At 72.8% G+C, this 18,501-nt stretch carries 16 protein-coding genes; 10 read left to right on the top strand and 6 right to left on the bottom strand.

Annotation, left to right across the window (positions count from 1 at the left end):
- Positions 1 to 28 precede the first annotated feature (28 nt).
- A complete protein-coding gene (locus AB0M82_RS19680; protein WP_364723505.1) occupies positions 29 to 487 on the top strand; it encodes a nucleoside deaminase in 459 nt (152 codons plus the stop codon).
- Positions 488 to 569: 82 nt separating this feature from the next.
- Entirely contained in the window at positions 570 to 1,532 is a 963-nt protein-coding gene (locus AB0M82_RS19675) for a 2-oxoglutarate and iron-dependent oxygenase domain-containing protein (protein WP_364723502.1), read from the top strand.
- A gap of 108 nt (positions 1,533 to 1,640) precedes the next feature.
- Here the strand turns inward: AB0M82_RS19675 and AB0M82_RS19670 are convergent, their stop codons facing one another.
- Entirely contained in the window at positions 1,641 to 4,772 is a 3,132-nt protein-coding gene (locus AB0M82_RS19670; protein WP_364723499.1) for a SpvB/TcaC N-terminal domain-containing protein, read from the bottom strand.
- Between the two features lie 198 nt (positions 4,773 to 4,970).
- Between AB0M82_RS19670 and AB0M82_RS19665 the strand changes: the two genes are divergently transcribed.
- The 4 genes from AB0M82_RS19665 to AB0M82_RS19650 are packed head-to-tail and all read left to right on the top strand — an operon-like array spanning position 4,971 to position 10,254.
- Complete coding sequence (locus AB0M82_RS19665) at positions 4,971 to 6,605, top strand: S8 family serine peptidase (protein ID WP_364723497.1); 1,635 nt, start codon at positions 4,971 to 4,973, stop codon at positions 6,603 to 6,605.
- Positions 6,606 to 6,607: 2 nt separating this feature from the next.
- Positions 6,608 to 7,177, top strand: coding sequence for a sigma-70 family RNA polymerase sigma factor (locus tag AB0M82_RS19660; RefSeq protein WP_364723494.1), 570 nt, complete (start codon positions 6,608 to 6,610; stop codon positions 7,175 to 7,177).
- Complete coding sequence (locus AB0M82_RS19655; RefSeq protein ID WP_364723491.1) at positions 7,174 to 7,659, top strand: hypothetical protein; 486 nt, start codon at positions 7,174 to 7,176, stop codon at positions 7,657 to 7,659. Before AB0M82_RS19660 ends, AB0M82_RS19655 begins: the two co-directional genes overlap by 4 nt.
- Positions 7,660 to 7,707: 48 nt before the next feature.
- The gene (locus tag AB0M82_RS19650; protein WP_364723489.1) at positions 7,708 to 10,254 is read left to right on the top strand and encodes a CHAT domain-containing tetratricopeptide repeat protein; all 2,547 of its coding nucleotides are present in this window, start codon (positions 7,708 to 7,710) and stop codon (positions 10,252 to 10,254) included.
- A 221-nt stretch (positions 10,255 to 10,475) separates the two neighbouring features.
- Here AB0M82_RS19650 and AB0M82_RS19645 read toward each other — a convergent pair whose 3' ends face one another.
- Positions 10,476 to 11,828 (bottom strand): DUF2079 domain-containing protein, encoded by a 1,353-nt coding sequence (locus AB0M82_RS19645; RefSeq protein WP_364723486.1) that lies wholly within the window; start codon positions 11,826 to 11,828, stop codon positions 10,476 to 10,478.
- 56 nt (positions 11,829 to 11,884) lie between these two features.
- Complete coding sequence (locus AB0M82_RS19640) at positions 11,885 to 13,225, bottom strand: HAMP domain-containing sensor histidine kinase (RefSeq protein ID WP_364723484.1); 1,341 nt, start codon at positions 13,223 to 13,225, stop codon at positions 11,885 to 11,887.
- A 64-nt stretch (positions 13,226 to 13,289) separates the two neighbouring features.
- Between AB0M82_RS19640 and AB0M82_RS19635 the strand changes: the two genes are divergently transcribed.
- Positions 13,290 to 14,132 (top strand): maleylpyruvate isomerase N-terminal domain-containing protein, encoded by an 843-nt coding sequence (locus tag AB0M82_RS19635; RefSeq protein ID WP_364723482.1) that lies wholly within the window; start codon positions 13,290 to 13,292, stop codon positions 14,130 to 14,132.
- Here the strand turns inward: AB0M82_RS19635 and AB0M82_RS19630 are convergent.
- The gene (locus tag AB0M82_RS19630; protein ID WP_364723479.1) at positions 14,129 to 14,710 is read right to left on the bottom strand and encodes a dihydrofolate reductase family protein; all 582 of its coding nucleotides are present in this window, start codon (positions 14,708 to 14,710) and stop codon (positions 14,129 to 14,131) included. The genes AB0M82_RS19635 and AB0M82_RS19630 overlap by 4 nt on opposite strands.
- A 25-nt stretch (positions 14,711 to 14,735) precedes the next feature.
- Complete coding sequence (locus AB0M82_RS19625; RefSeq protein WP_364723477.1) at positions 14,736 to 15,719, bottom strand: small ribosomal subunit Rsm22 family protein; 984 nt, start codon at positions 15,717 to 15,719, stop codon at positions 14,736 to 14,738.
- 148 nt (positions 15,720 to 15,867) lie between these two features.
- On the opposite strand from AB0M82_RS19625, the gene AB0M82_RS19620 reads away from it, so the two are divergent.
- The 3 genes from AB0M82_RS19620 to AB0M82_RS19610 are packed head-to-tail and all read left to right on the top strand — an operon-like array spanning position 15,868 to position 17,945.
- The gene (locus AB0M82_RS19620) at positions 15,868 to 16,290 is read left to right on the top strand and encodes a YciI family protein (RefSeq protein WP_364723474.1); all 423 of its coding nucleotides are present in this window, start codon (positions 15,868 to 15,870) and stop codon (positions 16,288 to 16,290) included.
- Complete coding sequence (locus AB0M82_RS19615; RefSeq protein ID WP_364723471.1) at positions 16,290 to 16,640, top strand: YciI family protein; 351 nt, start codon at positions 16,290 to 16,292, stop codon at positions 16,638 to 16,640. The genes AB0M82_RS19620 and AB0M82_RS19615 overlap by 1 nt, the downstream gene beginning before the upstream one ends.
- A 39-nt stretch (positions 16,641 to 16,679) precedes the next feature.
- Positions 16,680 to 17,945 carry an RNA polymerase sigma factor gene (locus AB0M82_RS19610; protein ID WP_364723469.1) on the top strand — a complete coding sequence of 422 codons (1,266 nt, stop codon included), beginning with the start codon at positions 16,680 to 16,682 and terminating at the stop codon, positions 17,943 to 17,945.
- Here AB0M82_RS19610 and AB0M82_RS19605 read toward each other — a convergent pair.
- Positions 17,942 to 18,496 (bottom strand): HD domain-containing protein, encoded by a 555-nt coding sequence (locus tag AB0M82_RS19605; RefSeq protein WP_364723466.1) that lies wholly within the window; start codon positions 18,494 to 18,496, stop codon positions 17,942 to 17,944. The two genes, AB0M82_RS19610 and AB0M82_RS19605, sit on opposite strands and share 4 nt — an antisense overlap.
- Between the last annotated feature and the right edge of the window lie 5 nt (positions 18,497 to 18,501).

Genomic DNA, 18,501 nt, shown 5'->3' with positions numbered 1-18,501 from the left:
CGCGCGGCCCCGGGCGAAAGAGTGACGCATGCCGATCGATCCGCACACCCTGCTCGCCGTCGCCCGGGAAGAAGCCGAGCTGGGCAAGGCCGAGGGCGGGGTGCCGATCGGGGCCGCGCTGTTCGACACCGCGGGCACCCTGCTGGGCCGCGGGCACAACCGGCGCGTGCAGGACGGCGACCCGTCCATGCACGCCGAGACCGCCGCCTTCCGCAACGCCGGCCGCCGCCCGCACTACCGCGACACGATCATGGTCACCACGCTCTCGCCGTGCTGGTACTGCTCCGGGCTCGTCCGTCAGTTCGGCATCGGGCACGTGGTGATCGGCGAGGCCGAGACGTTCCACGGCGGGCACGACTGGCTCGCCGGGCTCGGCGTGGAGATCACCCTGCTCGACGATCCCGCCTGCACCGCGCTGATGAAGGAGTTCATAGCCGCGCGTCCGGACCTGTGGTTCGAGGACATCGGGGTCGAAAAGTCCGAATAGGACAGTGTTGTCCCGCCAGTGTTGTCCCGCCAGTGCTAGTCCCGACAGTGCTAGTCCCGCCAGCGCTTGCTGAGGAGCCGGTATGCCGTCATCCGTTCCGCTCGTGGACCTTTCGCCGTGGTTCGCGGGCACGTCCGAAGGCCGGGCCGAAGTGGCCGGGCAGATCGACCGCGCGCTGCGGGAGTCCGGCTTCCTGCTGGTCACCGGGCACGGCGTCCCGGTCGGCCTGCGCGCGCGGACCCGTGAGCTGGCGCGGCGCTTCTTCGCGCTGCCCGAAGACGTCAAGCAGCGCTACGCCGTGACCGTCGGCGGCCGCGGCTGGCTGCCGCCGGGCGTCGAGGCCAACGGCTACGCCGAAGGCACCGAGACCCCGCCCGACCTGAAGGAGTCCTACTCTGCGGGCGCGGACGCCCGGATCGGCGTCGCCGACGTCGACGGGTTCTGGTTCCAGCCCAACGTCTGGCCGGACGAGGTGCCCGGGTTCGCCGAGACGGCCACGGAGTACATGCGCCGGATGCGGGCCCTGTCGGACCACCTGCTGGAGATCTTCGCCGCGGCGCTGGGCCTCGCGGAGAGCCACTTCACGCGGCACACCGAGCACCCGACGTACACGTTCAACATCAACTGGTACCCGCCGATGACCCACGTCGGCGCCCCGGCGCCGGACCAGTTCCGGATCGGCCCGCACACCGACTTCGGCACGGTGACGGTGCTCGACCGCCAGGCCGGCGTCGGCGGCCTGCAGGTCTACACGGCCGGCGGCGAGTGGGAGGACGCGCCGTTCCACCCGGACGCGTTCACGGTGAACATCGGCGACCTGATGGCCCGCTGGACCGGCGACCGCTGGCGCTCGACGCGGCACCGGGTCCTTCCCCCGGCGGCGAGCGCGCCGGAGGAGGACCTGGTGTCGCTGATCTTCTTCTACGAGACGGATCACGACGCGCGGATCACGTCGCTCGCGCCCCCGCTGGGCAGGCGCACGTACCCGGAGGTGATCGCGGCGGACTACCTCCGAGAAAAGCTGAACGCGATCACCATGAGCTGACGCCGGGGCTCCTCGACGCAAAGCCGTGAATGTCGCATTGAGGGACTTCAAGTCCCTCAATGCGACATTCACGGACTTGGGGCTCCCGGGAATGGCTGGGCTGAGCGCTCACGACCACCATGGATCCTCCTCGGCGACCGCGCCCTTCTCGTCCGTCACCAGGGCGACGGCGTCCTGGTCGTCGAAGTGCAGGTACCGGCGCGTGCCGTCCGCGCGCCGGTGCACCGTGCCCGCCACCACGACCACCAGCTCGCCGTCCTCGATGGCGTACAGCTCGTCCGGCGTCAGGACTTCGTGGACGCGCGTGCCGTTGGTGACCAGGGTGCGGATCCGGCGGCCGGTGTGGTCGTAGCCGTACAGGGCGTTGACGCCGTCGTCGCCGTGCACCCCGCGCAACCGGCCGAACGCGTCCCGGATTTCGCTGCCACCCGGCGGCTCCGGGACCTTGGCCGCCCCGGGCTCGAGCTCGCGCACCCAGCCACCGCGGCCCGCGACGACGTGCGATGGTGAGAAGAGCTCGCTGACGCCGTTGGCGTAGTGCACCGCGGTGCGGCGGCCGTGCAGGTCGTAGTGGACGGCGTCGACGAAGCCGGGCACGCTCACCAGCCTGCCGACCTCGTCGTACTGGTGGCGCACGGTCAGCCGCCCGTCGCCGGCGTCGGGGTAGACCACCTCCGACAGCCGGCCGTCGGCCCGGCGCACCAGGTCCAGGCGGTACTCGACGGCGACGTGCGCCGGGCGCCAGCGCTTCTCGGCCGGATCGCCGAGCGCGTCGTAGCCGAACAGCGTCACGCCGGATTCGTCGGTGACGCACACCAGCCGCCCAAGGCTGTACGGCCCCGCGCCGAACGGCACCGGAAGCCCGCCGTCGTGGTAGGTGAACGTCGTGACCGGCCTCCCGCGCGGGTCGTCGGCCAGCACCGCCACCACCCGGTCGGCCGCGTCGTGGACGCGGAACACCGTGTGCCCGCCGGCCCGGGACTCCACCGGGTTCCCGGCGGCGTCCCGGACGTACACGACGCCGTCGGCGCCGCGCAGCTCCCGCCCGAGCAGGTCGCACGGGCCGTGCGGGTGCCCCTCACGGACGTCCGCGGTGGTCAGCGGCCGGCCGAGCGCGTCGTACCGGAACTCGGCCGGCGTGCCGGGTGGCTCGCCGTCCCGGAACGCCCGGCTCGTCCGGCACACCAGCCCCCGCGCGCAGTACTCGTGGTGTTCGTCGACGACGTCGCCGAGGAGCTCGGCGTGCCGGCGCTGCAGCAGCCGTCCCGCGCCGTCGCGGACTTCCGCGGTGACGATCACCTCCGCCTCGCCGGACACCGCCCGCTGCTCGGTCGTGACCCGGTTGCCGTCGTAGCGGTACCGGACGGTCGGCAGGTCCGCCGAGTCGCCCGGCCGCACGACGGTTTCGGGACGGCCCAAGGGATCGAGCGTCACCGTGGTCACCGCGCCCGCCGGGTCGGTCGTCTCGCGCACCCGCGCCGTGCGGACGTCGTACCGCGTGACCGTCACGTTCCCGACCGGGTCCGTGGCGGCTTCGGGGAAACAGCGGTCGGCGGAATACCGCACCTCGGTGGTGTGGCCGAGCGGGCTCGTCGTCGTGGTGCGCAGCCCGGTGACCGTGTCGAGCCGCCCGTGGAACGTCGTGGTCCACCAGCCGTCCTCGCCGGGACGGCGGTGGTAGCCGTAGTGCCGGAAGTCGGCCGCGAGCGGGCCGTAGACGTCGGCGACGAGCGCGTCGGTGAGCACCAGCTCCTCCTCCGCGGTGCGCAGCCCGTGCGAACCGGCGCGGCCGTCGGGCTCTTCGTCGTACCGGAACACCTTGTCGGACAATACTTTTCCGGTTCCGTCGAGTTCGCGCACCCGAGCGGGCAGTGCCGCGAACCGGTGTTCGGGGTCGGTCGCGTACGTCGTGCGCGTCTCGTGCACGACCGGGGTGCGACCGGGTCGCTCGGTCGTCTCCACCCGCCGGGCCGGGTTCCCCGTGGGGTCGAAGACCGTCTCCGTCGTGGTGACCGAAACCGGCGCCGTCCGGCGCTCGAACTCGGTCGTCACCGATCGTGTCCACTGTGGACGGCGGAAGTGCTCGACCCGGCGGTACGGCCGGTCCGCTTCGGGCGAGCCGTCGAGGCCGTAGGTCTCCTCCTTGCGCAGCAGCCCGCCGTCACCGAACCAGCGGATCGTCCGCAGCGTTGGCGCGTACTCGTCACCGAGCTCGTCCTGCACGACCCGGCCGAAGCCGGGAAACCGGCCGTCGTGGTACTCGAACTCGGTCACCCCCGCCTGCCCGGTGACCGCTTCGCGGAGGGTGACCCGCCGGACCACCAGGACCTCGCCGACCGTCGCGTACTCGATCGAGGTCCGCAGCCCGAGGCCGTTGTCGATCTCGCTCAGCCGACCGGTCCGGGGAAGGTCTTCGAGCGAGTGGTAGGGCATCGAGTCGTCGGTGTCGAACAGCAGCACGCCCTGACCGGTCCGGGCTCGTGCGGCGAGCTGGACCCGCCGCGCCGCCGGGAGTTCCGTGTGGGCGTAGGCCAGGCGCAGTGCCGGCGCGGCCGCTTCGGCGCCGTTCGCGTCGAAGCCGGTGAGCGCGACGGACGTCAAGAGGGACGCGCCGGTGACGTCGTCGGCGTCGTAGCCGAGGCTCCACCGCCGGACGAGCGGCCGCGCGTCCCCGGGGACGCGCAGGTCGATCCGGGCGCACCGCAGCGCCGTCGAGACGAGGGTGTCGTTTCGTCCCCAGCGCAGCACGTCCGGCCGCGGCTCGTACGTGAAGTCCACTTCGTACGGTCCGTAGGCGACACGGGCGAGGTACGCCTGTCCGCTGTGGTGCGTCCAGTCGAACGTCGTGGTGTTGCCCAGCGCGTCCTCGGTGCGCTCGAGGTACCAGGCGGAGCCGCCGCCGTCCGGCCCGAGGACGTGCCGGATTCCCGGCCGGGTGGTGAGCAGGAAGCCGTCGCCGCGGCGGACGAGCCTGCCGTCCGCGGCGGACCGCGCCTGGCCGGCGGCCGGCCGGACGTGCGGCAGCGGCAGCGCGAACCCGCCGCCGAACGGGCCGTTCGGCGCGCCGGTCGTGTGGCGCAGTGCCAGCGCGGGCGCGCAGCCCCCGGGGCCGGGCGGCAGGTCGAGCGGCACCGTGAAGCGGCCACCGCCGGTGGCGGGTTCCGGGGTGAAGGCCCCGCCTGGTCCACGCACCGGTGCCGGCCGGTCCGCCTCCTGCTCGCTCGACCGGAGCAGAGCCATGGTGATCTCCCCCGTGTGAAGACGTGACTTCCGGAGGCCAAGTGGGTGAGCCGGGGCCGTCAGATACGTCTTCACCCGATTGCCGTCGTCGTTATGCGTTCGAGATGTCGGTGTCGTATTCCAAGGGCGGCTCCCCGGTCTTTCCCGGGTGCCAAGCGTGATCAATGGCGGGGGCGAGGCAGTAGGAGGGTGGACCCGATGGTCGTCAGGTTCGTGCGAGAAGAGACGGTGGAAGAGGCTGAAGCGTTCACGGAGGACGAGAGCACGATCAACGAGCTCCCGTCCCCGCCCAGACAGTTGCTCGACCGGCACGGCGCGCGCGTGCTCGATCCGGCGACGGCCGTCGCCGTAGCCGGGCGGCCGGCCCCGCGCACGACCGTGTACCGGCCGGGCGTGTTCCTCATCCCCGATCGCTACCTGCGCGACCAGCGGAGCCTGGCCGCGATCAACGGCGTGCTCGCCCGCATCGGCATCTACGCCACCCCGGCCGTCCCGGACGGCGGCACCAAGGAGGCCGGCCGCGTCCAGCCGCTCGAAGACCTGCCCGTGCGGGCGCTGCTGCACGTCCGCGAGGACGTCGACCCGGTCGTCGTCGACTGCTGGAAGGCACTGCAGCTGCTGCGGTCCGCCGCCGAGCGGCGGGAGATCGACCCGGAGCTGGTCGCGCGGATCTCCGTCGAGCACCTGCTGTTCACCACACCGGTGTTCGGCGGGGTGCCCTGGGAGACCAGCGGCCTCGGCGGCACGCCGTGGGAGACCAGCGGGTTCGGCGCGGGCAGCTCCTACGGCCGCACGCGCGGGGCCAACCGGATCCCGGTGACGCTGGCCGCGGACCCGCCGTACCGCGGCAAGGAGCCCGCGCACCGGCGGCCGGTGATCGCCGTGCTGGACACCGGCATCGGCCCGCACCCGTGGTTCGGGCTGGCGGACCGCGGCGGCCCGCCGCCCGCCGGCGCCGGGCTCGCCGTCGCGCCGGACATCCAGGCGGCGATCCTCCAGGCCCAGCTCGCCTCCGGCAGCACCCTGCCGACCCAGCTGCTCACCGACCACTGGGACGCCCCGACGACCGGCCAGCCGCTGATCGGCGACGTCGACACCGACACCGGGCACGGCCTGTTCATCGCCGGCATCGTCCGGCAGGCCTGCCCCGAGGCCGACACCCTCGCGATCCGCGTCGTGCACAGCGACGGCGTCGCGTACGAGGCCGACGTCCTGCTCGCGCTGCACCTGCTGGCCGACCGCGTCCGGGACGCGCAGGCGAACAACCGGCCCGAGAAGATGGTCGACATCGTCTCGCTGTCGCTCGGCTACTACGAAGAGAACCCGGCCGACATCGCCTACACCGGCCAGTTCGGCTCGGCCATCGCGGAACTGCTGGGGCTCGGCGTGCTCGTCGTCGCCGCCGCGGGCAACGACGCCACCACCCGCCGCTTCTACCCGGCGGCCTTCGCCGACCAGCCGCTCGGAAGCGGCTCCGGCCCGCAGGTGATCAGCGTCGGCGCGCTCAACCCCGACGTCACCACCAGCAAGGCGCTGTTCTCCAACGAAGGCCCGTGGGTCCGCTGCTGGGCCACCGGCGCCGGCGTCGTCAGCACCTACCCGACCGACGTCCGCGGCACCGCGGCCGCCGACCACGAGGTGCCCGGCCACGGTCGCAACTCGTTCGACCCGGACGACTACAGCGCCGGCTTCGCGGTCTGGGACGGGACGTCGTTCGCCGCGCCGCTCGCCGCCGCCGAGCTCGGCAACGCGCTGCTCCTCTCCGGGGACCTGGACACGGTGGACCGCGAGACGGTCGTCAAGCGCGCCTGGACCGCGTTGGGTTCGCTGTGAACGTGGCCAAGACCGACCACAACCGGGTCGCGGCGCTGTTCGGCGCCGCGCGGGAAGGTGACCGCGCGGCGCTGGACGAACTGGTTTCCCTGCTCACGCCGCTGCTCTGGCAGGTGGCGCGTGACCAGGGCCTGGATGTCGACCAGGCCGCCGACGTCGTGCAGACGACGTGGCTGCGGCTGCTCGGCTCCTTTGCGGAGATCCGCTCGCCGATCGCGCTCACCGGCTGGCTGATCACCGTCACCAAGCGGGAGTCCTGGCGGACTGGGGAAAAGCGCCAGGTCGAACGGCCGCTGCCGGAGCTCCCGGAGCGGCTCGTCGAAGCATCGCCGGCACCCGAGGAGGGGGTGCTGCGCGACGACCAGCGCGCGCGGTTGTGGCGCGCGGTCGACAAGCTGCCCGAACGCTGCCGCAGCCTGCTGCGGATCGTGGCGTTCGTGCACCGGCCGGACTACGCCGAAGTGGGCGCCCGGCTGGGTATGCCGAGGGGGAGTATCGGCCCGACCAGGGGACGTTGCCTCGCGCGCCTGCGCGAGCAGCTACTCGCCAACGGCGAAGGAGATTGGCTGTGACCACCGTCGAACCACCCGGCGCGAACGAGCCCTTGGACGAGCTCGACCTCCGGCTGCTGGCCGGGATGCGCGAGCTGTGGGAAGACGCCGACCCGATGCCCCCCACGCTGGTGGACCAGATCCGGTTCGCGATCCAGCTGGAGGACGTCGACCTCGAAGTGATGCGGATTCGTGAACAGGAGGGGCTCACCGTCGCGCGAAGCGCCGCTGAACAGGGAAGACTCATCACGTTCGACAGCGAAAGTCTGACCATCATGGTGAATGTGAGCCCCGAAACCGGAGGTACGATCCGGCTGGACGGCTGGCTCACCCCGCCCGCCGAGCACCCGATCGAGGTCCGCACCCGGAACGGACCGCTGACGACGACGTCCGACGCCGAGGGCCGGTTCGCCGTCAGCGGTGTCCCGCACGGGATGGTGCAGGTCCTGGTCCGGACGCTCGGACGGTCGCGAACGGTGAGCACGCCGGCGATCGAGTTGTGACCCGCCTGCTCGGCCGAGGGGCGGAGTCCCCGGCCGGGAGGGCAGCCCGTGGTCGTGTCACCGAAGGTCGAAGACCGGGTGCGCGACCTGCACCGGCGCGCGGTCGCGGCGACCAACAACGGCCAGCCGGTGGTCGGCGGACGGCTGATCCGCTCCGCCGCGCGGCTGCTCGGCCTGCCCGCGACCGCGCCGCCGCCGGGCTGGCCGGCCTGGCCCGACCTCGCGACGCGCGTGCTCGGCACCTACGCGGCCGTCGAAACGGCGCTGGGCAACAGCGCCCGCGGGCTGGCGCTGCTCGACGAAGCCGACGTCCTGGTGTCCGACGCCGGGCGCGGGGTCCTGCGCCAGCAGCGCGGTCTCGTGCTCATCCTGATCGGCCGGCTGGACGAGGCGCTGACGTGCTTCGACGAGGCGATCCCGCTGCTGCGGCAGGCCGGCGAATTCGTCGTGCTCGCCAGGACGCTGCTCAACCGCGCGATGCTGCACCAGTACGCCGGGCGCGTCCGGCTCGCGCTCGCCGACCTCGACCAGTGCGAGCAGATCGGTGCCGGGCAGGCTTCCGAAGAGGGCCTGGAGCGGATCTTCGCGAAAGCCGCGCACGGCCGCGGCCAGGCCAGGGTGCTGACCGGCGACATCCCAGGCGCGCTGCGCGACTTCGACGCGGCGAGCGGGTTCTACGCCAAGCAGAGCGTCGGGATGCTGCCGGTGCTGGCCGTCGACAAGGCGCGGGCGCTGCTCGCCGCCGGGCTGCCCCACGAAGCCGCCGCCGAACTGGAGGTGGCACTGGAGCAGTTCCCGCGGCTGCGGATGAACCAGGAACACGCCGAGGCCGAGCTGACCAGGGCACTGGCGGCGCTGGCGAGCGGGGCGCCGTCGACCGCGCGGAGCTGGGCCGGCCGCGCCGGACGCCGGTTTCGCCGTCGAGGCAACGAAACGTGGGCGGCGGTCGCGCAGCTGACCGTGCTGCGCGCGGACTTCGCGGCCGGACGGCGGATCGCCCGCGTCGCCGAGGAGGCGACCGCGCTGGCGGACCGGCTCACCGGGCTCGGTCTGCGCAACGACGCGGAAATCGCGGCGCTGCTGGCCGCGCGCACCCGGATCGCGCTGGGTGACCTGGACGGCGCCCGCGCCGGGATCGCCCCACGCGACCGCCGGAGCGCGCCGCTGGAGAACCGCCTGGTGCGGCGGCTCGCGTTGGCGGAGCTCGGGGCCGCGAGCGGCCACCGGCGCGTGACGTTCGCGAACGCGCGGGCCGGGTTGACCCAGCTGCAGCGGCACCGCAGCCGGTTCGGCAGCGTCGACCTGCTGACCGGGACGACGTCACTGGGCAAGGAACTCGCCGACGCCGGCCTCGCCGCGGCGCTCGCCCAGCGGTCGCCCGGCGTGGTGTTCCGGTGGCTCGACCGCTCGCGCGCCCAGGCGTTCCGGTTCCGGCCGGTGTGTCCGCCCGCGCACCCGGAGACCGTCGACGCCGTCGCCGAGCTGCGGTACCTCTCGATGCAGATCCGCGCGGGCGAGCTGTCCGGGAAGCCGGACACCCAGGCCGTGAAGCGGTGCGCCGCGCTGGAACGGGAGATCCGCGCGAAGGGCTGGCAGTCCGAAGGCGCCGACGTCAGCCACAAGGAGGCGAAGCTCGGCGAGGTCGGCGACGAGCTCGCGGCGACCGGCAGTGCGATGGTGTGCTTCCTCGCCGACCACGGCGCGTTGTGCGCGCAGGTGATCGCGGACCACCGCGTCGCGCTGATCGAGCTCGGTCCGGCGTCGGCCGTCGCCGAGCCGGTCGCGCGGCTGCACAGCGACCTCGACGCGTTGTGCGGCCGCCAGCTGCCGTTGAGGCTGGACAAGGTCATCCGCCGGTCGGTGCGGACCCAGGTCACCGCGCTGGACGGCATCCTGCTGGCCCCGCTGGCTTCCCGGCTCGGCGACCTCGACGTCGTCGTCGTGCCGACCGGCGCGCTTTCGGCGATCCCGTGGGGCCTGCTGCCGACGGTGCGCGGCCGCCCGGTGACGGTCACGCCGTCGTCGTCGACCTGGCTCGACGCGGGCCACCGGCCCCGCCGGGCCGGCGGGGCGCCCCTGCTGGTCGCGGGCTCCGACCTGATCCACGCGGAGGCCGAGGTCGCGTTGCTGGCGCCGCTGTACCCGGAGGCCGAGGTGCTGACCGGCCCGGACGCGACGGTCGCGGCGACGCTCAAGGCGTTCGACGGCTGCCGCTTGGCGCACTTCGCCGCGCACGGCCACCACGAGCAGGAGAACGTGCTGTTCTCCCGGCTCAACCTGGCCGACGGGCCGCTGATGGCGTACGACGTCCAGCGGCTTTCGACGGCGCCGGAGCAGGTGGTGCTGTCGTCGTGCGACGTCGGCCAGGCGGTGGTCCGGGCGGGCGACGAGGTGCTCGGGTTCACGGCGGCGCTGCTCTACGGCGGGAGCCGCACGGTGGTCTCGAGCGTGGCCAGGGTCGACGACCGCACGGCCGGCGGCGTGATGCTGGCGTTCCACCGGGCGCTCTCGGCGGGCACGCCCCCGGCGCGGGCGCTGGCGGACGCGGCCCGCGCGGAGCCGCTGATGCCGTTCGTCTGCTTCGGCCGCAGCTGAGGGACCTGCCCAAACGCCCCAATGTGGCGTTGGGTGCGCTGGACGCACCGAACGCCACATTGGGTGCGCTGGACGCACCGAACGCCACTTTGGGGCGCTTGAGCCGGCCCCCCCCGCGTCACTCGATCGAGTGAAGCGGGAAGCCGCGCGTCATTCCTTGGCCGGGGTGCCCTCTTCCTCGGTGCGGCGGTAACCGGCCGGCACGCCCCCCGACTGGCCGGTTACCGCTGCGACGTTTCCACCGCGCGGTGGAGCAGCACGACGGAGTCCGTCCCGTCGACTTGCCGGTACCCCGTGCGCTCCAGCTCCGTCACCGCGGCCGCCTTCGACTCCAGCGTGGTCGGCCAGGACTGTTCCGGGTTCGCCACCACCACCCACTCCGGCCGGAGCTCCGGGTGCGGGTAACCGTCGAAGAACAGCACCGTGCACCGGGACGTCAGCCGCGGGGCCAGCCGGTTGGACGCCATCACCGTGGCGTCGTCCGGGATCCGCGCCAGCACCGCGTCGATGCCGTCCCGCTGCGAAGGCGTCCAGACACCGCTGGTCAGGTGCGCCGCCTGGAGGCCGACCGACCCCAGGCCGACGACCAGCGCGCACGCCGGGAGCAACGTCCGCGACCGCGGACCGGCCCGCCGGACGCCGTCGGCCGCCGCGATGAACACGATCGGCATCAGCACCGCGCTGTAGTGGTAGCCCATGCCCCAGTAGCGGTCGTTCGCCGAGACCAGCCGCCACAGCAGCGTCGGCACCGCGAGGAGGACCAGCGGCGACCGCAGCGCCGTGAACGCCGTCGGCACCAGCAACGCCAGCAGCATCGAAACCTTGACGATCGCCCCGCCGAACGGGTTGAAGCCACCGCTGTGCGCGTACGCGCCGGCCGGGTTCAGCGCCGGCAGCACCACCAGGACGAGCGACGCCGTCGTCGCGACGCCGAACGCGACCACCGCCCAGCCGAGCCGTCGCTGCCGGTTCAGCACCAGCACGATCCCGACGGCGGCGAGCGTCATCGGCAGGTCCTCCTTGACCAGCACCAGCGGCAGCGCGCACCAGACCGCGGCCCGCCACCGTTGGCGCAGCAGGTGTTCCGTGGCGAACGCCAGCATCGGGACGGCGAAGCAGACCTCGTGGAAGTCGAAGTTGACCGCGGACAGCAGGCCCCACGACAGCACGTACCCGGCGCCCACGACCGCGCCGCGCCGGGCGCCCAGCACCTCGAGCGCGCACCGCGTCACCGGCACGGCGGAGAGCGCGAACAGCAGCGCCTGGGCGACCAGCAGGCAGCCCGGCGACGGCCAGAGCAGGTAGAACGGCGCGAGCAGCGCCAGGATCGGGTGGAAGTGGTCGCCCAGCGTCGGCGCGCCGGGGCCGAGCAGATCGGACACCGGCCAGGACCCGTGCGCGTAGGACCGCACCGCCTGCTCGAAGATCCCCAGGTCGAACCCGCTCGCGTCGAACGTCCGCAGCCGCTGCAGCGACCAGGCGGCGTACCCGGCGAAGGCGACGGCGGCGACGATGTAGGGGACCGCGCGGGTTTCGCGCGTGCGCGCCGGAGCCGGTGCGAGATCGATCAGCATGGCGGGATGTTCGTGCGGCCACGCTGAACCGGAGCTTAAGCGAGCTGAAGAAGTCTTCAGGCAAGCGGCAGGTGGAGCTCCAGGCGAGCGCCGGACGTGCTCTCGGCGACGCGCAGCGTGCCGCCGTGGGTCCGCGCGATCTCCGCGGCGATCGCGAGGCCCAGTCCGGATCCGCTGTCGTCGTCGCGGGCGCGGTCGTCGTCGAGCCGCACGAACCGGTCGAAGACGCGTTCGCGCGCTTCGGCCGGGATGCCGGGGCCGTCGTCCTCGACGATCAGCACGCTGTGGCCGTCGAACGCGGTGAGCGTGATCGTCACGTGGCTCTTCGCGTGCCGCTCGGCGTTGTCGACGAGGTTGCGCAGCACGCGCTCCAGCCGTCCCGAGTGGCCGCGCACCACCGGCATCGCTTCGATGTCCGTGCGCACCTCGATCCCGTCCCGGGTCTGCCGGGCGGCGACGTGCTCGGTGACCAGCTCCGCCATCGCCACCGGCGCGTGCCGGGCCGGCTGGTCGGCATCCAGCTTGCTGAGCAGCAGCAGATCCGCGGCCAGCGTCTCCATCCGCGTCACGTCGAGCACGGCGTTTTCGCAGCTGTGGCGCCAGTCGAGCCGGTCGGGGTGGGCGAGCTGCACCTCGAGCTGGGTGCGCATCGACGCCAGCGGCGTCCGCAGCTCGTGCGCCGCGTCCGCGGTGAACTGGCTCTGCCGCCGCACCGACCGGTCGAGCCGGGCCAGCATTTCGTTCATCGTCACGGCGAGCTCGGTGATTTCGTCGCCGGAGTCGGGCACCGGGACGCGGCGGCCGAGGTCGCCCGCGCGCACGCCGTCGACCTCGGCGCGGAGGCTGCCCACCGCCCGCAGCGACCGCCGGACCGCGAACCAGGCCACCCCGCCGATGAACAGCGACGCCGCGGGCACCCCGCTCCAGAGGAACCGCTGGGCCGTGTCGACGGTCTGGAGGCCGAGGGGATCGAGCTGAAACGAGGTCCGCACGTAGTGCTTGTTGTCCTTGGTCCCGGCGTTGGACACGTCGTCGTCGTCCCCCGGGAAGCTCACGCCCACCACGCAGTCGGGCCCGTAGACCACGGCCGCCGGCCCGACGCGGGTGCCGCCCCCGGTCCGCTTGTACGGACAGTCCCCCTCTTCCTCCTTGCCGGGGCTGATCCGGTAGCCGCCGTTCTCGATCTGCTTGGCGACGTCGACGGGCTTGATCCCGGCATCGAGCAGTGCGGCGATCTTGCTGGCCTTTTCGCTCGCGAGCTGGTGCGAGGAGGTCTCCAGCCCTTGCCGCAGCGACCACACGAACCAGTACGACCCGACGCCGAGCACGAGGCCCGACGCGAGCGCGGCGAAGAGGGCGACCCGCCACCGGGTCGACCGGGGCAGGAACCGGGCCATGAGCAGAAGATAACGGCACCTTCGAAGACCCGGGACGCCGTCCCGGCCCTTACCGTCGACACCCGTGACGGTCGAACCTTCGCAGTGGCAGGCGGTGCGCGCGGCGCTGCCCGAGATCGCCGCCCGGTTCGCGAACCTGGTGGCCGGGGTCCCGGACGCCCACGCGAAATCATGGGGCGAGTGGTCGATCGCCGAGACGGCGTCGCACGTCGGGATGATCGCGCTGATGTACACCGCGATGATCCGCGGCGAAGGCGGTCCGCTTCCGTTGCCGGGCCTCGAAGAGCCGATCGACACGGCCAGTATCGACACGATTTCGCGGCTCAACGCGCTCGCGCTCGAGCTCTACCCGGAGCGCGACCCCGGCCGGCTGGCCGAGCGGCTGCGCGCGGACGTCGCCGAGGTGCTGCTCGTCAGCGCGGACCTGGATCCGGAGAAGCCGGTGTGGTGGCTGGGCGGCTCGCGGGTGCCGGTGGCCGGCGTCCTCGCGCACCTGGTCAACGAGCTGCTGATCCACGGCCTCGACATCGCCCGCGCGCTCCGGCGGCCGTGGCCGGTCCCCGCGGCGCCCGAGGCGCTGTTCCTGGAGCTGTTCCTGTTCGGCATGGTCCGGAACGGCATGGGCCACCTGCTCGACGACGCGACGCCGTCACCCCGCCGCATCGCGGTGGAGTTCCGGTCGGCGTACACGAAACCGGCGGTGCTGGCGTTGCGGCACGGCGAGCTGCGCGCGGAGGAGCCGGACGGCCGGGCCGACGTGCGGCTGCGGTTCGACCCGGCGGTGCTGGTGCCGATGATGTTCGGCCGGATCGGCAAGCTCCGCGCGGTGGCGAGCGGCGGCGTCCGGATCGGCGGCCCGCGGCCGTGGCTGCTCCCGGCGTTCCTGCGGACGGTCCGGATGCCTTAGGCCGGCTTCAGCACACGGAACGTCAGATGGGTCGCGTTCGGCGTTTCGCGCACGGCGGTGCGTTCCAGCTTCACGTGCTCGCCGGCTTCGGCGTCGAACAGCCGGACCCCGGCGCCGAACAGGAGCGGGACGACGTGCAGGCGCAGCTCGTCGACCAGCCCGGCCCGCAGGAACTGCCGCAGGGTCGTGCCGCCGCCCATCAGCACGACGTTCTCGTCGCCCGCCGCGGCTTTCGCCTGCCGCAGCGCGCTTTCCGGGCCGTCGGTGACGAACGTGAACGTCGTCGGGCCCTTCACCACGGGGTCGTGCGGCCGGTTTGTGACGACGAAGACCGGCTTCTTGAACGTGCCGTCGTCGCCCCAGGGGTCGACGCCGACGTCGAACATCGTGCGGCCGACCACGAACGCGCCCGCGCCGTCGAAGAGCCGGGCTCCCATCGCGGCGTCGGCGTCGGTGCCCTCGAACATCCACTCGTGCAGCAGGTCGCCGTCCTTGCCGAGGCGGTGCTCGGTGCTGGTGTCCGGACCGGCCACGATGCCGTCCGCTGACATGCTGATTTCCGCGATGACTTTCCCCATGGTCGGCCACCCTGCCACGGCGGAGTCAGTTCGTCGACCAGCCGTCGCCCCACTCGGCGTCGCGGGCCGCGCGGTACCGCGGGCCCTGCTTCTTCGAGACCGCGACGCCCGGTTCCAGCCCGTCGGCGGCCGTGCACAGGTCGAGTGCCACCCAGCCCTTGTGCTTCTTCGGGTGCCGGATGATCCGCGCGTCCGGCCGCTCCGGCGTCACCCGCGCCGCGACGACGTACGCGAACTTCTCGTCCTCGAACCCGAGCGTGGCCGCCTTCAGCCGCCGGTGCAGCCCCGAGCGAGGGAGCCGCGTGGCGAAGTGGCACCAGTCCTCGCCGGGCACGATCGGGCAGGCGCCGTCGTGCGGGCACGGCGCGACCACGTGCCGGCCCAGTTCGATCAGCTGGGCACGCGCGGCGCGGATCCGCTCGTAGCCCGCCGGGGTGCCCGGCTCGACCAGCGCGACCGCCCCGGCCTTCGCCGCGAGCCAGCGCACGACGTCGGGGCGGGTTCCCTCCGGCAGCTCACCGAGCACGTAGGACAGCGTGACGAGGTCCGCCTCCGGGGCCGGCGCGGCCGGGTCGACGAAGCCGCGTCGCCATTCGGCGTTCCGTACCGCCGGGATCCCGGCGCCCGCGGCGAGCCGCTTGCCGAGCCCGATGGCGCCGGCGACCTGCTCCAGCACCGTGCACTTCGTGAGCGACGGCCAGACGGCCGCGGCGGCCCAGACCGCCGCGCCGGTGCCTCCGCCGACATCGATCTGCGTGCGCGGCTCGAAGCCGGGAACGCGTGAAGCGGCTTCGGCGAGCACAGTGTGTACCGCCGCGTAGGTCGCCGGCATCCGATAGCCGGCGTACGCGGCTATGTCGGCTTCGGAGCTCAGGATCGGCGAAGTCGCCGCGTCACCTTGGCGGTAGCGCGTGCTGAGCCGGTCGACGGACTGGGCCAGCCGCGGCACGGGGTGCCTGGCCAGCTCTTCGTCGAGCGCGGAGGAAAGGTCGTCGGGGAGAACCGCCACGAGCGTCGATTCTCCCCTGTCCGATTTCGCCCGTCCGGAGCGACCCTGAGCTGCTAGTTTTCCGGCGCCAAAGATTTTTTGGCGGCGGCTGTCGATCCGGCCCGCGGCCGTTCGACGCGTAGGCAACAGCGAACGAGAGGAGACCGCGATGCGGTTCATGGTCATCGTCAAGACGAACGAGGACACCGACGGCAAGGCCCCCAGCGCCGAGCTGCTGGCCGAGATGGCGAAGTTCAACGAAGAGATGGTCAAGGCCGGCATCCTGCTGGCCGGCGAGGGCCTCGCGCCGAGCTCGGAAGGGGCCCGGGTCGTCTTCGACGGCAAGGCGGCCCCCACGGTCGTCGACGGCCCGTTCACCGAGTCGAAGGAGCTCGTCGGCGGGTTCTGGATCCTCCAGTGCCGTGACCGCGACGAGTGCGTCGAGTGGATCAAGCGGAGGCCGAACCCCGAGGGCGAGCGCGGCGAGGTCGAGATCCGGCGCGTCGCCGAGGCGTCCGACTTCGAGAACATGACGCCCGAGGTCGCGGAGCTGGAGGGCCGGCTTCGCGCGCAGAGCGCCAAGGAAGCGTGATGCGGTTCCTGGTGATGGTCAAGGCCAGCCCCGAGTCCGAGGCGCCCGGGTTCCAGCCCGGCGCCGAAGAGCTGGCCGAGATGGCGGCGTTCAACGCCCGGCTGTTCGACGACGGCCGGATCGTGCTCGCCGAGGGGCTGACGTCGAGTGCGGAAGGCGTGCGCGTCGTCTTCGAAGGCGACGCTGAGCCGAAGGTCATCGACGGGCCCTTCGCGGAGACGAAGGAGCTGATCGCCGGGTTCTGGGTGCTCAACGGCGAGTCGCTCGAGGAGGTCGTCGAGCTGATGAAGCAGGCGCCGAACCCGGAGGCGAAGGGCGGCGTGATGGAGATTCGCCCGATCAGCGAGTAGTGGGTTGCACCGCGCCCGATCACCCTGTCTGATGGCCGGGTGACGGTTGCGGACGCCCGGAGCACGGTGGAGACGGTCTGGCGGATCGAGTCGCCGAGGCTCATCGCGGGTCTGGCCCGGATGGCCCGCGGCGATGTCGGCCTCGCCGAAGAGCTGGCACAGGACGCGCTGGTCGCGGCCCTGGAGCAGTGGCCGGAGTCCGGCGTCCCGCGCAACCCCGGCGCTTGGCTGATGACCATCGCCAAGCGCCGCGCGGTCGACCAGTTCCGCCGCAACGAGCGCTATGCGGAGAAGCTCGAAGAGGTCGGGCGCGACCAGCGGCTCGGCGACGGCGTGCTGCCCGACTTCGACGCCGGGCTCGACGACCACATCGAGGACGACCTGCTCCGCCTGCTGTTCGTCGCCTGCCACCCGGTGCTGAACACGCAGGCGCGGGTCGCGCTGACGCTGCGCATGCTCGGCGGGCTGACCACCGACGAGATCGCGCGTGCCTTCCTCGTCCGCGAATCGACGATCGCGCAGCGGATCGTGCGGGCGAAGAAGGCGCTGGCCGCGGCGAAGGTCCCGTTCGAGGTGCCGGAGGGCGACGAGCGCGTCGCCCGGCTGTCGTCCGTGCTCGAGGTCATCTACCTGGTGTTCAACGAGGGCTATTCGGCGACCCGTGGCGACGACTGGATGCGGCCGGCGCTCTGCGAAGAGGCGATGCGGCTCGGCCGCGTGCTGGCCGGGCTGATGCCGGGCGAGTCCGAAGTGCACGGTCTCGTCGCGCTGATGGAGCTGCAGTCGTCCCGGGCGAAGGCCCGCACCGGCCCCAACGGCGAACCGGTGCTGTTGCTGGACCAGGACCGTTCCCGCTGGGACCGGCTGCTGATCCAGCACGGCCTCGCGGCGCTGACCCTGTCGGAGCAGATCGCCGAGGGCGCGTACGGCCCGTACTCCGCCCAGGCGGCGATCGCGGCCTGCCACGCGCGGGCGCGGACGGCTTCGGAGACGGACTGGGTCCGGATCTCGGCGTTGTACGAAGGCCTTGGCAAGCTCCAGCCGTCGCCGGTGGTCGAGCTGAACCGCGGGGTCGCGGTGGCGATGGCGTACGGGCCGTCAGCGGGTCTGGAAGTGGTTGACGCGGTCGCCGACGACCCGGCGCTGAAGGACTACCACCTGCTGCCCAGCGTCCGGGGCGACCTGCTGGAGAAGCTGGGCCGGCTCGCGGAGGCCGAGCACGAGTTCCGGCGCGCGGCGGAGATGACGGAGAACGCCCGCGAGCGAGCCTTGCTGCTGGACCGCGCGACGGCGGTGAGCCACTAGCGGTTCCGCCAGGAGAGCGGTGACAGCGTCAACGCCGCCTCGGCGATCTTCCGCGCCGTCTCCGTCGTCAGCCCCTTCCGCGCCGACTCGATCCATTCGTCGACGCGCCGCACCCCGACATCCCGGTACTCCAGCGCCTGCAGCAGCATCTCCAGCTTGTCGGCGTCCTTGGCGCACAACGCTTCCGCGGACTCCCGGGTCTCGTATTCGTCCACAGCTTCGCGCACCAGCGAACGCGACCGCGGAGGCAGCGCGCCCGTCTGGTCGGCGGTGATCTGCCGTGGCTCCGGCTTTCGCAGGTACTCGACGGCGGTCAGCGGCAGATCACCCGTGCGGGTCTCCTGCGTGTCGTGCCACAGCGCCAGGAACGCCGCCCGCTCCGGGGACGCGCCCTCTTCCGCCGCGATCAGCGCGGCGAGCTGGGCGGCGCGCAGGCTGTGCTCGCCGACCGACTCCGGGTCGCGGACCCCCGCGTGCCACCACCCCGAACGCCGGACGCGCTTCAGCAGCCCGAGCTCGTAACCGAAGGAGGCAAGCGCTTCTGCAGTCATGGGCC

This window comes from Amycolatopsis sp. NPDC051128 (assembly GCF_040682715.1).
In the GTDB taxonomy this organism is placed as follows: domain Bacteria; phylum Actinomycetota; class Actinomycetes; order Mycobacteriales; family Pseudonocardiaceae; genus Amycolatopsis.
Note: the sequence above shows the minus strand (reverse complement) of the source record. Positions and strands in the feature narration are given on the sequence as shown.

Bases quoted from the DNA above. Each gene is read 5' to 3' on its own strand.
- AB0M82_RS19680 (WP_364723505.1), top strand. From the start codon at position 29: ATGCCGATCGATCCGCACACCCTGCTCGCCGTCGCCCGGGAAGAAGCC.
- AB0M82_RS19675 (WP_364723502.1), top strand. From the start codon at position 570: ATGCCGTCATCCGTTCCGCTCGTGGACCTTTCGCCGTGGTTCGCGGGC.
- AB0M82_RS19670 (WP_364723499.1), bottom strand. From the start codon at position 4,772: ATGGCTCTGCTCCGGTCGAGCGAGCAGGAGGCGGACCGGCCGGCACCG.
- AB0M82_RS19665 (WP_364723497.1), top strand. From the start codon at position 4,971: ATGGTCGTCAGGTTCGTGCGAGAAGAGACGGTGGAAGAGGCTGAAGCG.
- AB0M82_RS19645 (WP_364723486.1), bottom strand. From the start codon at position 11,828: ATGCTGATCGATCTCGCACCGGCTCCGGCGCGCACGCGCGAAACCCGC.
- AB0M82_RS19640 (WP_364723484.1), bottom strand. From the start codon at position 13,225: ATGGCCCGGTTCCTGCCCCGGTCGACCCGGTGGCGGGTCGCCCTCTTC.
- AB0M82_RS19630 (WP_364723479.1), bottom strand. From the start codon at position 14,710: ATGGGGAAAGTCATCGCGGAAATCAGCATGTCAGCGGACGGCATCGTG.
- AB0M82_RS19620 (WP_364723474.1), top strand. From the start codon at position 15,868: ATGCGGTTCATGGTCATCGTCAAGACGAACGAGGACACCGACGGCAAG.
- AB0M82_RS19615 (WP_364723471.1), top strand. From the start codon at position 16,290: ATGCGGTTCCTGGTGATGGTCAAGGCCAGCCCCGAGTCCGAGGCGCCC.
- AB0M82_RS19605 (WP_364723466.1), bottom strand. From the start codon at position 18,496: ATGACTGCAGAAGCGCTTGCCTCCTTCGGTTACGAGCTCGGGCTGCTG.